Origin of the sequence: Cardiobacterium sp. Marseille-Q4385, assembly GCF_916618745.1 — a bacterium.
Taxonomy (GTDB): Bacteria; Pseudomonadota; Gammaproteobacteria; order Cardiobacteriales; family Cardiobacteriaceae; genus Cardiobacterium.
On record NZ_OU745373.1, the window covers coordinates 1770688 to 1783242 of the forward strand.

Sequence of the window (12555 nt, forward strand, 5' to 3'; positions counted from 1 at the left end):
GTGGGCCAAGATTCGCCCTGTGCGGGTTGTTACGTTTTGTCCTGCTCTTGTTTGCGCAACACGGCGGCAATGACGTCGCCGATGGTGCGCACGTGGCGGAAGTCTTCGGCGACGAGGCGGTAGCCGGTTTTGCGTTTGACGTGGTCGATGAGGTCGATGGCGTCAATGCTGTCGATTTCGAGGTCTTCGTAGAGGTTGGCATCTTTGTGGATGCGCGCCGGCTCGATTTCGAAGAGTTCGGTCAGGGTGGTTTTCAGGATGTCGTAGATTTGGGCTTCATCCAGCATGGGCTTGTCCTTGTTTGGTTTCGATCCAGGCGGCGAGGGTGTTGACGCTGTAGAAGTGATCGCGCAGGGTTTGGGCGTCGTTTTCCATCGGGAAGTTGTAGGCTTTCTGGATGGCGAGGCCGAGTTCGAGGGCATCGACGGAGTCGAGACCGAGGCCGTCGTCGGCGAAGAGCGCGGTGTCGTCGCCGATGTCGGCCGGGGTGATGTCTTCCAGCCCCAGTTTGTCGATGATGAGGGCTTTGAGCTGTTGTTTGAGGTTGTCTGTCATGTGGTTTCCTTTTGGAAGTAGTGGGTAAGGTCGTCGTTCAAGAGGCGCGCTGCGAGTGGCAGCGGTTTGCGCCGCAGGTAGTCCTCAGGATCAATGTCGTCGCCGACGCGGATGTCGTAGTGATAGGGGCGTGGCGGGATTTTGTACCACGGGTCGCCGCGTTTGAGGCCGGGCGGCGTCATGCGGATAATGACCGGGGTGATGACGCGTGCACCGCGCAGGCCGATGGAGACGGCACCGCGATTTAAGCGGATGATGCCGTCGTAGCCGGTGCGTGTGCCTTCGGGGAAGAGGATGAGGGTCTGGCCTTCGGCAAGCACGGCGGCGGTTTTTTCGATGAGTTCGAGTGAGGCGTCGTTCGGGATATAGCCGCAGGCGCGGATGGCTGGGCGCATGCTGGGGTTCGTGAGCAGTGAGGCTTTGACGACGCAGTTGCCTTCCGGCACGGCGCTGATCATGAAGAGCACATCCATCAGCGAGGGATGGTTGACGAGGATGAGCTGGCCGGGACGGCCAAGGCGTTCGCGGCCATGCCAGGTGACGCGGTAGATGCCGCCCCAGCGCATGGCAGTGAGGTAGCCCGTCCAGATGCGGGCGACGATGCGGCGGGCACGGCGCTGGCCGGCAAGTCCCTCAGGCAGGCGGCGCAGGGCAAACGGCAGGATGAGGGCGAAACTTGCGCCGACCAGGCCAAAGGCGAGGTAGGCGATGAGGGTGCTGATGAGGCGCAAGGTACGGCTGAGCATACTCATAGGCGCTCCCACTGCCAGCATACGCTCTGGCAGGTGACAGTTTGCGCGGCGTCATGGCGGATTTCAGCGCGTATCCAGTTCAGGGCCGTCCAGTATTTGCCTTCGCGTGATGCCAATTCCAGGGAATTATCCGGCTGCATTGGCGCGTCGCCTTGCCAGTCTGTTTTCTGGGATTGGTATAAGTCAGTAGTGTTGCGGTGCAGACGGTGGCTATCGCCGGGGGCGATCAGCAGGGCGAGGGCGAAGGGGAAGGGGGCGCTGCCTGCAAGCGGGTGGGCAGCGTCAGGCGGGTTTTCGACGACGGCGATGCGTACTTGCGGCGCACCATCGGCGAGGGTGGCGCAGGCTTCAATGATGGCGGTTTCCATGCAGGCTTCACGTGCACAGAGGGCGGTTTGTTCGCTCGTGTCGTCGTGCAGGATGGAGTATTGCCCAGGAAGCGCGTTGTGCACGGAGAGGCCGAAGGAGAGCGGCGAGACGGTGTCTGCACGGATGAGTTCGTCCCAAAGGGCGAAGCTGCGGTTGATTTCGCCGTCGTGCGAGATGTAGATAAGCGGAGCGGGGCCGTAGGCGGTAAGCGGTTGCAGGGCGGCGGTCATCAGGCGTGCAGCGGGGGCGAGCCGGCGGCGTTGCAGGGCGGGAATGTGGGTGAGGTCTGGGGCGCGCTCGGGGAGGTCGGCCAGGCTTTCCGGGTGTTCCGCCCACTGCTGCCAGTCGGCAAGGGTATGCAGGCGCGGGGCGACGGCGTGCCACGCGATGAGGCGGAAGGAATATGCCATGAGACGGTGCGGTTAATGCCTGTTAATGATGGGTTTATGCTAGCGGTTTTGCCTTATGGCGGCAAGGCGGGGCGGTGCCCGCTGCCCTTGCTGCCGCGCTCAAGACAATGTTACCGCAGACATAAACGCACCATTGCCCCGTCTGGCGCAGGGTCAGTGTTTATCCCGCTGGACGGGTTTTTAGACTCCCTTGCGTTCCGCCGGAAAGATGAGGCTTTTCGGGTCGCGGCGGATTTCTTCTTTGAGAACGCCGTAGAACTGGCGTAGTTCGGGAAAGCGGCTGTCGCGGGCGCGCAGGGCGATGCGCAGCGCCAGGTAGAAGCTGACCCAGAGGTTGACGAGGCCGATGGCGATGACGGCGATGAGTCCCTGCATGAAGGCCCAAAAGCCAAGCGGTTGACTGGCGGCGGCGTAGGCGAGGTTTGCCGAGGAGAAGGCAATGTGGCGGATGTCCAGCGGTAACTCGAGGATTTTGCCGATCCACGGGGTGATGCCGAGCAACAGGCCAAAGATGAAGTTACTGGCCAACGCGCCCAGGTTATCGTGGATGAAATCGGCGATGCGCGCGCGTATGTTTGCTGTGGTGATGCGGCGCAGTAGCGGGTTGACACGCAGGCGTTCGCGCAGACGCAGGTATTGGGCGCGGTTATCGTAATAGCCGGCGATGATGCCGGAGCAGAAGAGCCACACGGCGGCGATGGCAGCGTAGAAAAGCGCCGCAGGCAGGTTGAGGGCATGCAGTTGTTTGGCGGCAGTCGTGCTGCCAAGCAGGGCGGTACCGTGTCTGGCGGCATACGTCCAGCTGATGAGCGCGGCGACGCTCATGGCGACGGTGATGTTGCCGAGCACGGCGGCGGTCTGCGAGCGGTTCACGTCGATGAGCAGTTGGGCAATTTTCCGCGCCGCCGCCCGTCCGCCGCTGCTTTTTTCCACGGCTTCGGCCATGCGCGCGGCCGTCATTGCCGGCTGTTTGGTGGCGACGGTGCAGTGGCAGAGGTAGATGAGGACGAAGCCAATGCCGTAGTCCAGGCTAGAAAGCATGATGTAGGTGTTGTAGCTGATATTGAGGGTGCCAAGATAGATTTTCAGCCCGGCCATCAGGGCAATGATAATCCCCGCGCCTGCCGCGCTGGCGAAGAGGCGGCCAAGGCTGCGCCAGTCGCGGGCGATGTAGTGTTCGCCGTGTGCGCTTTTGTGCTGGGTGATGGACTGGCTGAGGAGGTAGGCACTGCTGCGCCACAGGTGGCGGATGTTGCGGCGGCGCAGGCCGCTGTCGATGAGCTGTTTGATGAGTTCCAGCCAGCGTCGCGCTTCGTTTTCGCTGCTTTCGGCGGTAAGCACGGCCAGCAGGGCTTCGAGGCGATCAAGGCTTTGTTTGAGGCGTTCTAACAGGTACGCGGTCGCCAGTGAGCTGCCAGAGGCAATGGCACGGCTGCTCAGGTGATGCAGTTGTTGCCGCGCCTGGTCGATGAGGACGTCCGCCTGGGCAAGGATGTCGGCGTCGGGCTGGCTGTCCGGTTCGTTGCGCCAGTTGTCGATAAGCCGTGCCAGTTCGCGTTCAAGCGAGACGAAGGGGGAATCGATGTCGAGCAGGCGTTTTTCGAGACGGATAAGGTCAGGCGCAAGGTCTTCGGCGCTAAGACGGATGGCGAGCATTTCCAGCGCATAGGTGAGTTCGTCGCGCATAAGCAGGCGGGTACGCCGGCTTTGTTCGGCGTCGGGGCTGAGGCGGGTGTAGAGGCCAACCCAATGCAGCGGGCTGATGGTGGCAAGCCATTCGAGGTCTTTGCTGCCGTTGAAGACGCTATCGAGTACGTCTTGCAGCTGGCTTTCGTCAACCGGCAGCGGATTGATGCGGTCATAGAGTAGGGTGCGGGTTTCATGCAGGAAGCCGGTGCGCGCGAAGATGCCGACGTTGACGAAGCTGGCATAGACGTGCATTGCTTGCAGCCATTGATGCAGGGCGCGGCCAATGTGCTCACGCGGGGCGTCGCGTTTTTCGAGGGCGCGGTTGAAGGCAAGCAGGCGGTCGTTGGCTTGTGCCACACCCCCCTGACGCAGCCATTCGGCGAGGTAGCGCAGCATGGTCAGGGCTTTTTCCTCGGCGGCAAGCAGGATGATGAGGCCGTCAGCATCGCAGGCGGTGATGGCACGGCGTTCGCGCAGGGTGAGGGTTTTATCGGGCATGTCCTTGGTCCTCCTTCTATTTTTTGGGGCGGCAATCTTAATGGAAGACCGCGTGGTTGTCAGGTGCGGCTATATTTTCTTCTTATTGATGCAGGTCAATCTCTGTATTTCGATACTTCTCTACAATTTTAAAAAAATTTCACTTTTTATCCACAACAAGCAAGAACAGGAGCGCATTATGCGAAAAACTTGGCTATCCCTCTCCGTCGTAGCATCCATGCTGGCTGCTGCCCCTCTCAGCTATGCCGCAGAAGGCGCCCCGCACACTGGTGGCCTGGAAGGCTATAAAGTCGGCGTACAAGCCGAAGGCCTCGACAAGCTGGAACGCGTCAAGCAGAAACTCGTTGCCCCGCCTGGCGTACCAGAGCACACCCTCGAAGCACCGGCTAAACCACGCATCGTCGAAGTGGAAATGACCATCCAGGAAAAAGAAATTGAGGTCGAGCCGGGCGTGTTCATGTGGGCATTTGCGTTCGATGGCCATGTACCGGGTCCGATGATTGTCGTTCACCAAGATGATTACGTCGAACTCACCCTGAAAAACGACGCCAAGAACCAGCTCATCCACAATATTGACTTCCACGCCTCAACCGGCGCCCTCGGTGCAGGTGATTTGACTCACGTTGCACCGGGTCAGGAAGTTGTGCTGCGCTTCAAGGCAACCAAACCGGGCGTGTTCATCTACCACTGCGCACCGGGCGGCGCGATGATTCCGTGGCACCTGGTGCACGGCATGAACGGCGCGATTCTTGTCATTCCGAAAGAAGGTATCAAGGATAAGAACGGCAACAAGCTGACCTACGACAAGGCCTACTATATCGGCGAGCAGGATTTCTACATCCCGAAAGACGAAAAAGGCAACTACAAACGCTATGACAACCCGTCCGCCTCCTTTGCTGATGACAAGGCCGTAATGGATGGTCTGGTGCCGACCCATATCGTCTTCGGCGAAAGCAAAGGCTCGTTGGTTGGTGATAACGCCATGACCGCCAAAGTCGGCGAGACCGTGATGTTCTACCACTCACAAGCGAACCGTTACACCTACCCGCACATCATTGGCGGCCACGGTGAATACGTCTGGGAACGCGGCAACCTCGCTGACCCGCCGGCACAAGATCTGGAAACCTGGTCTATCGCCGCAGGTTCTGCCGGGGCAGCGATGTATACCTTCAAGCAGCCAGGTACCTATGCCTACGTTAACCACAACCTAATTGAAGCGTTCAACCTCGGCGCCGCTGGTCATGTCCGCGTTGATGGCGAATGGAACAACGACCTGATGGAGCAAGTCAAAGCGCCAGGCCCGATGGCGGGTGGCGAAGAGGCCAAAGCTCCTGCTGAACCGGCGAAACAATAAGCCGCTCACAGCAAGCGAAAAGGAAGGCGTAAGCCTTCCTTTTTTGTTTAGGTGTGATCAGTAGAAAGCGTGTGGTTGGCGTGGCAGCGGGAAGCCGCTAGCTCATACCAAATGCCGCCCGATTTGTGGCTATACAACAACCCTGTTGTACACGCGCAAAAAAATCCCCCTGCCACAGCAGGGGGGAATAACTCACACATTCAGGCGTCTTGCCCCTTCCTCGCAATGCATCCTGCACAAGGTCGTGACCGTAACATTCTCGACCAAAGAATGTGCGCTTGTCCTAAGCTTACTGTCACATCTATATAAATGCGTAAACTGTGCCAACGTCAAAAATATAAATAAAAACAGCGGATAATGTAAAAAATAGTGTTTGCTGTATATTCCTAGACTATCCGCCGTCTGACGGCAGTGGTAAGCGTTATTGTGGTTAAAAACACGCAGTTTCTCCCTGAAAACGTTGCAAAAAAACTACATACCGACAGAAAGGGGAAATATTACGGGTGCCGTAAAAAGTCATTAACTGACGTTAATGAAGCGGATACCTGCCCTTTCCTGTCTCTGTAAAAAAACCGAACAAAAAAATCGGAAAAAAACGCCGCAAAAACAACGACCAACACCCAGTCCGCCACTATAATGCCGCATAAATATACAAAAACAACGGCAGGCAACATCATGAGCACCGCAACAACTGAGGAAACCCTCTACGAAAGACACGTCAAAATCCGCCCGCGTCCCGTCAAGGGACGTTTTGCCAGCTTGCGCAAAACCGCCCTGCTGGTGCTGCTCGGCATCTTCCACATCTTGCCCTTCTTCCAGTGGAACGGGCGTCAGGCCATTTTCTTCGATATGCCGCACCGCCGTTTCTACATCTTCGGCCTCAATATCTGGCCGCAAGATTTCATTCTGCTTACCTTCATCCTGCTTGGCCTTGCGCTGTTGCTTTTCTTTGCGACCGCCCTCTTGGGGCGCGTGTGGTGCGGTTATGCCTGTCCGCACACCGTTTACACCGAAGTCTTCCTCTGGATTGAGCAAAAAATTGAAGGTAACCGTTCCGAGCAGCTCAAACTTGCGCGCGAGCCGTGGCGCGGCAGAAAAGGGCGCAAACGCATCCTTAAATATAGCCTGTGGGCAGGGGTGGCGCTTGCCGCCGGTATCGGTTTCGTCGGCTATTTCACCCCTATCCGCCAGCTTATCCCCGACTTCTTCACCCTGCGCGCCAACCCGCAGGCCTATCTGTGGGTCGCCCTCTACGGCGGCTTCTGCTACCTGCAAGCGGGCATCGTGCGTGAACAATTCTGCAAATACCTCTGCCCCTATGCCCGTTTCCAGGGGGCAATGTTTGACCGCGACACCCTCATCATTGCCTACGACGCCAAACGCGGCGAGCCACGCCGTCGCCTGAAAAAACAGGATCGTGAGCACCCTGAAACGCTCGGTTTCTGTGTGGATTGCACCATGTGTGTGCAAGTCTGCCCGACCGGTATAGACATCCGTGACGGCCTGCAACTCGAATGCATCGCCTGTGCCGCCTGTATTGATGCCTGCGACAACATGATGGATCAGCTCAAGGCGCCGCGCGGTCTCATCCGCTACACCTCGACCAACCGCCTCGCCGGGCTGAAAACGCGTCTGCTGCGCCCGAAAACCCTCGCTTACGGTGCCGTACTCTGCGTTGCTGCCCTCCTCTTTGCCTTGAGCATTACCGGCAAAAGCGACCTCGATGTAAACATCTTGCGCGACCGTAACGTGCTGGCGCGCAAAATTAGCGGCGGCCGCATCCAGAACATCTACACCGTGAAAATCCTCAATAAAACCGAGCACCCGCGCCGCTATACCCTCAGCGTGGCCGGCATTGCAGGTGCGGAAATTGACGGCAAAACCCACCTCAGCGTTGATACCGGCGCCGTGTCCGAAACCGTGCTGCGCGTCAACGTCCCGCGTAGAAACCTGACCAGCACCAACATGAACCTCGAATTTATCGTCACCCCCGACGACAACCCCGCCGCCGCCCACCGCGAAACCAGCAAATTCCTCAGCAAATGAATACTGACAACCGTCCTTGGTACAAAAACCACATCCTGCTGCTCATCATTGCCATCCCGCTTGCGACCGTCTGCGGCAGCATGTACACCATCTACCTTGCGGTGAGCAGCAAAGAAGCACCCGTACTGCCGGATTACTACAAAACCGGCCTCTCGCCACAAAAGCGCGACATGGGGCACACCGCTATCACCGCTACGCTGGACATTGACGGCGGCACGATTACCCTTGAGCGCGAACCGCCGTCAATAGAGCCGCTGACCCTCAGCCTGCAACATGCCAGCAAGGCCGAATACGACCAAAGCCTCACCCTGACGGCCACCGCGCCGAATCATTATCCGCTGCCGTCCGCCGTCCGCGACACGTTAAAACAGGCAACGTGGTACCTCACCCTTGCTCCCGCCGATAAAAGCTGGCAAATCAAGGGCAAACGCCGCCACCCCAAACACGGCGAACCCGCGCCCGCTAGTGAGCCGCTTATCCGCCTCGATAATCCCTGAGCAATCCCGGCAGCGTTATTCCCCGCCTTCTTGCTTGCTCTGCATCGGTGGCTTTCGTCTTATCACGATGGCATATAAAGAAATGTTGCAAACGGCGTCTTTACTTGTTTCCGCTATCGTAGCGATGCCATAGCTATGCCCAGCGGTTGACGCGTACGGTTTTTCAGTAGCAATCCCAGTAGAACCACGCTTTGTCGAAGCGGCGGGCGGCGAGGTCGGCGCGGTCAATGAAGAAGGCGCCGACGCCGTTGTCGCCCCATACTACGTTGACGCAGTTGCCTTCTTCGGAGCTGTCAAGCTGGAAGAGCAGTACGCTGTCGGTGAGTGTGGGGTCATCCAGGCGTGGGTCGCGCTGGGTAAAGAAGGGGTAGCCGCCGAGGTGGTTGCCGTCCTGCGCGCGGCTGATGGCAGCGTGCCATTCGTCGTCATCCGGATCGATACCGTGTGCGGCCGCCCAGTCGTCGCGCGACATGCCGTAGTGGGCGGCGAAATCGGCGCTGTCGTCAAGAAGGTAGTGTTCAGCGGGCGGGCGGAAGGTCATGGCGTATTCGCCGTCGTAGATGGGGAAGTTCCATGTTCTGCCCGTAGCGTATTCGCCGCCGTGGATGGGGAAGTACCATGTTCTGTCCGCAACGTCTGCGGGCACGTTGTTGAGCGCGCGCATCACCGCCAGCAGTACCGGGTTGGCTTCGTGGTAGTGTGCGAGGTGGTGGGCGTTGCTGCCTTGTTGCAGGCTGAAGTTGAGCAGCAGGCTAAGCTGGGCGCGGTTGTCAATGTCGGCAGCGAGCAGTGCGGCGCGGTCTTCTGCCCAGAGGCGGCTGTATTCGTCGTCGTGCAGCGAGGCCACGTAGCGGTCGTTGTCGGCGATGTAGAGGTCGCGGTATTGCTGCGAAGTTTCCCGCTCGGCGGCGGTTTCTTCAGGGGATTCGCCGTCGTGCAGGGTTTGCGCGAGGAGGTCAAGGGCGGTTTGCAGCGGGTCGCTTTCGTCGCCGCTGATGTAGCGCCGGATGGCTGCTTGCGCGGCGGGGTCGTCGCCCAGTTGTTCGCCGAATGCGGCAGCGAACAGGTCGATAGCGGCGTGATCGGGGGCAGGCTGCGCGTCCGGATCGGCATGGAAGCCGAGAGTAGCGAAGTGTGCGGCGAGGCGTTCCATGCGGCCAGCGAGCATGGTTTGTTCCAGGGCGCTGCGGTGCGCCTGGGTCGCGGGGTCGGCGGCGCGAAAGCTGGTGCGGAGAGCGGCGAGCGTGCGCGGGATATGGGTTTCGAGGATGGCATCGAGTTCGGAGGCGTCGTGAACCTGCTCTTCCTGCGCGGCAGCGATGATGGCGGCGGCGTTGTCCCGCATGGCGCGCCACTCCTCCTGCCAGATGGCGCTGAGAGCAGGGTTGTGGTAATGGGCGATGAGTTCGTCCTGCATCGCCCAGTCAACGGTGAGGACGGCCTGCGGGTCATGCCGCCAGTATTGTCGCCAAAGGTTTTGCACGGCGGGGGCGTTGTCAACGGCGTGGCTGTGCAGGTAGCCGAGGACGCGGTTGAGCTCGGCGTACTGACGCGGGTAGTAGGCGGCAGGCATGGCATCAAGATCGTCCCAGCAACTGGCGCGGCTGATCCGGTTGGTGGCGGCGGCGCTGCCGATGATGTCGCGCACGCGTGCCTCGCTGCCACTGAAATGGTCCTGCACGAGGGCGGAGCCGAGGTCAGTGAGGCTGTCCATGCGCAGGCGGCGGTGGTAGCGGTGCGCGCAGCCGCCCTCAAAGCCGCGCAGGGCCTCGCGTTCCTGCTGCCAGAGGTGGCTGAGGGCGGCATCATCAATGTAGGCGACGAGTTTGTCGCGGCGCGTGAGCCAGGCGGTAATTTCGGCGAGGGGGTCATGCTGCCAGCGCGCGGCAAAGGCGGCATCCATGTCGGCAAGCAGGGCATCATCCGTCCATTGGGTGGCGCGTGCGTCATTCAGCGCGGTGATGCGGGCGTGAGTCCTGGGACAGGCGGCACGCAGCGCGGCATGGCAGGCAGCGCGGTCGGTGAAATCACGGTGTGCGGCAAGCCAGGCACTGCTGTTGTTGTAGAGGGCGGTACTTTCGGTGTCCCAGGCGGCGTTCAGCGCGGGGTCATTGAGGGCGCTGACGAGCAAACCGACAGCTTGCAGCCAGCCGTTGAGGCAGGTTTGCGGGTCTTCCTGCCAGTTTTCGGCCCAGTAATCTTCATCATCGGTGTCGTTATCTGCCGTACCGTCGCCGTCATCTTGGTAGGCGGCGGGGTTTTGCGCGCGCCAGTGATCGCGGCTGTGCGGGACTGCGGTGGTGTCAGCGAAGTAGGCGCAGCGATAGCCGCGATGGTTACGCAGGTCGGCGTCGTTCATGCCGAAGGTATCGTCATAACCATCAATGTAGAAAGCAAGCAGACCGTGTTCCGGCAGGCCGATAGCAACGGCGGCTCCGGCGGGCAGTTCGCCAAGGTTGATTTGCGCGAGCAGGGCCAGCGGCTGACCGTGGGCGTTGACCGGCAGCGGCAGGTGCTGTGGCCAGTAGCCGATGCCGCCGACGCGCGAGGCAGTGAGCGGCAGGTCGGCGACGGCCGGGGCGAGGCGGTAAGGCAGGGAGGGGATAGCGCTATCCAGAATTTGCGCAACGGCAGCGGCGGGCAGGCGGCGTTCGAGCAGCGTAAGTAAGGCAGGGGGCATGGTGGTCTCCGTTGAGTAGGGGCGCCATTATGCCTTGGCCTATTGTTTTTATGGACGTTGTTTATGCCGGATAGAGGGCACCGAGGATGCGCGGTTGGCCGCCGGTGGTCGCAGCGAGGGCCAGCGGGCGGCGTTGGACGAATTGTGCGGCGAGCCAGGCAAAGCCCGCTGCTTCCAGTGCTTGGGTCGGGATAGGGCAGGGGGTGCAGCGGTAGCCGTGCGCGGCAAGGTGGGCGTTGATGCGTTCGACCAAAAAGGCATTCTTGGCGCCGCCGCCGGCGAGGATGATTTCTCCGCCCGTCGGCTGGGCAAGGATGGCATCGCTGATGCTGCGCGCGGTGAGTTCGAGCAGGGTACGCTGCACGTCTGCCGCCGCTTCAATGCCAAGCAGGTGGCGATTGAGCCAGTCGTGATGGAAATGGTCGCGGCCGCTGCTTTTCGGCGGTGGGCGGTGGAAATACGGGTCGGCGAGGAAGCGGGCGAGCAGATCGGGCAAGAGTGTGCCGCTGCGTGCCCAGCCACCGTCGGCATCAAAGGGCAGGTCGCGATGAGCCTGTATCCAGCCGTCCATGAGACCGTTACCGGGGCCGGTATCGTAGCCGCTGCTGCCTTGTGCGGTGAGCAGGCTGATATTGGCGATGCCGCCGATATTGATGATGGTGCCGCGTTCCAGGCCGAGCAGGCCGCGCTGGAAGAACGGCGCAAGCGGCGCACCCTGACCGCCGGCGGCGATGTCGCGGCTGCGGAAATCGGCGATGATGTCGATACCGCTCAGTTCGGCGAGGCGGGCGGGATTTTGCAGCTGGATGGTGTAGGGCGGCTCGTGATCGGGTTCGTGGCGCAGGGTTTGGCCGTGGGCACCGATGGCGGTGATGGCAGCAGCATCCAGGCCGGTTTCCCGGAGCAGGGCAGCGACGGCGGCGGCACTTGCGGCGGCGTGTTCCCAGGCGGCGACAGCAGCGCGGTGCAGTTCGTTGTCGCCCGGCTGATAGAGGGCGTAGAGTGCGGCGCGCAGGGCAGGCGGCATGGGCAGCTCGCTATGGGCGAGGTAGGTATAGCGGTCGCCGTCGGCGCGGATGAGCGCGGCATCGATACCGTCGAGACTGGTACCGGTCATGATGCCGATATAGTAGTGGAGTGTCGTGGTCATAAGCGTGAAAAAAGCCCGCAGCGTGAAAAAAGCCCGCTTGCGCGGGCTTTTGGTAGTGATAGCGGATTATTTGCCGCTTTCTGCCGGAGCAGCTTCGGCAGGTTTTTCCGTCTCAGCCGGTGCGGTGGCTTCGTGAACGTGTGCCTTGGCGGCATCAACAGCTTCACCCGCTTTTTCTTTCACAGCTTCACCGGCGGCAGCTGCTTTATCGGCGGCTTCGGCGGCGACTTCTTTCGCTTTGTCGACAGCTTCACCGGCTTTTTCTTTCACGGCTTCACCGGCAGCAGCAGCTTTGTCGGCAGCTTCGCTGGCAACTTCTTTTGCTTTGTCGGTTGCGGCAGCGGCGGTTTCTTTCACGTCTTTGGCTGCAGAAGCGGCGGCTTCTTTGCTCTTGTCTTTGGTTTCATCCGAGCAGGCGGTCAAAACACCGGCGGCGGTCAGAGCAGCCAAAAGGAGTACACGCATTGTCATAAGTACCTCGTTTGTTTAGGGAAGGAATCGGAGCGCAGTATAGCTGTCTGTTGTAATGGCACAACATACGTTCAGGTAATGTTT

General features: G+C 60.3%; 11 protein-coding genes. 3 read left to right on the forward strand and 8 right to left on the reverse strand.

Annotated features, from left to right (window positions below; translation table 11 throughout):
• Positions 1-29: 29 nt before the first annotated feature.
• The 5 genes from LG374_RS08595 to LG374_RS08615 all read right to left on the reverse strand — a co-directional run bounded on the left by LG374_RS08595 (position 30) and on the right by LG374_RS08615 (position 4273).
• Complete coding sequence (locus tag LG374_RS08595; RefSeq protein ID WP_370639336.1) at positions 30-284, reverse strand: acyl carrier protein; 255 nt, start codon at positions 282-284, stop codon at positions 30-32.
• A complete protein-coding gene (locus LG374_RS08600) occupies positions 277-555 on the reverse strand; it encodes a phosphopantetheine-binding protein (RefSeq protein ID WP_115610850.1) in 279 nt (92 codons plus the stop codon). The genes LG374_RS08595 and LG374_RS08600 overlap by 8 nt, the downstream gene beginning before the upstream one ends.
• Positions 552-1307, reverse strand: coding sequence for a lysophospholipid acyltransferase family protein (locus LG374_RS08605; RefSeq protein WP_225757308.1), 756 nt, complete (start codon positions 1305-1307; stop codon positions 552-554). The genes LG374_RS08600 and LG374_RS08605 overlap by 4 nt, the downstream gene beginning before the upstream one ends.
• Positions 1304-2086, reverse strand: a complete 783-nt coding sequence (locus tag LG374_RS08610) for a beta-ketoacyl synthase chain length factor (RefSeq protein WP_225757309.1) — start codon at positions 2084-2086, stop codon at positions 1304-1306. Before LG374_RS08610 ends, LG374_RS08605 begins: the two co-directional genes overlap by 4 nt.
• A gap of 180 nt (positions 2087-2266) precedes the next feature.
• Positions 2267-4273: a site-specific recombinase gene (locus tag LG374_RS08615; RefSeq protein WP_225757310.1), complete on the reverse strand. Its 2007-nt coding sequence runs from the start codon at positions 4271-4273 to the stop codon at positions 2267-2269.
• 178 nt (positions 4274-4451) lie between these two features.
• Here LG374_RS08615 and nirK point away from each other — a divergent pair, with 178 nt between their 5' ends.
• The 3 genes from nirK to LG374_RS08630 all read left to right on the forward strand — a co-directional run bounded on the left by nirK (position 4452) and on the right by LG374_RS08630 (position 8170).
• Positions 4452-5627 (forward strand): copper-containing nitrite reductase, encoded by a 1176-nt coding sequence (gene nirK / locus LG374_RS08620; RefSeq protein ID WP_225757311.1) that lies wholly within the window; start codon positions 4452-4454, stop codon positions 5625-5627.
• A gap of 675 nt (positions 5628-6302) precedes the next feature.
• Positions 6303-7673 (forward strand): cytochrome c oxidase accessory protein CcoG, encoded by a 1371-nt coding sequence (gene ccoG, locus LG374_RS08625; RefSeq protein ID WP_225757312.1) that lies wholly within the window; start codon positions 6303-6305, stop codon positions 7671-7673.
• Positions 7670-8170 carry a FixH family protein gene (locus LG374_RS08630; RefSeq protein ID WP_225757313.1) on the forward strand — a complete coding sequence of 167 codons (501 nt, stop codon included), beginning with the start codon at positions 7670-7672 and terminating at the stop codon, positions 8168-8170. The genes ccoG and LG374_RS08630 overlap by 4 nt, the downstream gene beginning before the upstream one ends.
• A 163-nt stretch (positions 8171-8333) precedes the next feature.
• On the opposite strand, the gene LG374_RS08635 is transcribed toward LG374_RS08630, so the two are convergent.
• The 3 genes from LG374_RS08635 to LG374_RS08645 all read right to left on the reverse strand — a co-directional run bounded on the left by LG374_RS08635 (position 8334) and on the right by LG374_RS08645 (position 12471).
• A complete protein-coding gene (locus LG374_RS08635; protein WP_225757314.1) occupies positions 8334-10850 on the reverse strand; it encodes a DUF1963 domain-containing protein in 2517 nt (838 codons plus the stop codon).
• Positions 10851-10911: 61 nt separating this feature from the next.
• Positions 10912-12000, reverse strand: a complete 1089-nt coding sequence (locus LG374_RS08640; RefSeq protein WP_225757315.1) for an anhydro-N-acetylmuramic acid kinase — start codon at positions 11998-12000, stop codon at positions 10912-10914.
• Between the two features lie 66 nt (positions 12001-12066).
• Positions 12067-12471 (reverse strand): hypothetical protein, encoded by a 405-nt coding sequence (locus tag LG374_RS08645; protein WP_225757316.1) that lies wholly within the window; start codon positions 12469-12471, stop codon positions 12067-12069.
• Positions 12472-12555 lie beyond the last annotated feature (84 nt).

Excerpts from the sequence above, each read along its gene's own strand:
- LG374_RS08635 (WP_225757314.1), bottom strand. The coding sequence starts at position 10,850 with ATGCCCCCTGCCTTACTTACGCTGCTCGAACGCCGCCTGCCCGCCGCT.
- LG374_RS08605 (WP_225757308.1), bottom strand. The coding sequence starts at position 1,307 with ATGAGTATGCTCAGCCGTACCTTGCGCCTCATCAGCACCCTCATCGCC.
- nirK (WP_225757311.1), top strand. The coding sequence starts at position 4,452 with ATGCGAAAAACTTGGCTATCCCTCTCCGTCGTAGCATCCATGCTGGCT.
- LG374_RS08640 (WP_225757315.1), bottom strand. The coding sequence starts at position 12,000 with ATGACCACGACACTCCACTACTATATCGGCATCATGACCGGTACCAGT.
- LG374_RS08615 (WP_225757310.1), bottom strand. The coding sequence starts at position 4,273 with ATGCCCGATAAAACCCTCACCCTGCGCGAACGCCGTGCCATCACCGCC.
- ccoG (WP_225757312.1), top strand. The coding sequence starts at position 6,303 with ATGAGCACCGCAACAACTGAGGAAACCCTCTACGAAAGACACGTCAAA.
- LG374_RS08610 (WP_225757309.1), bottom strand. The coding sequence starts at position 2,086 with ATGGCATATTCCTTCCGCCTCATCGCGTGGCACGCCGTCGCCCCGCGC.
- LG374_RS08630 (WP_225757313.1), top strand. The coding sequence starts at position 7,670 with ATGAATACTGACAACCGTCCTTGGTACAAAAACCACATCCTGCTGCTC.
- LG374_RS08600 (WP_115610850.1), bottom strand. The coding sequence starts at position 555 with ATGACAGACAACCTCAAACAACAGCTCAAAGCCCTCATCATCGACAAA.
- LG374_RS08645 (WP_225757316.1), bottom strand. The coding sequence starts at position 12,471 with ATGACAATGCGTGTACTCCTTTTGGCTGCTCTGACCGCCGCCGGTGTT.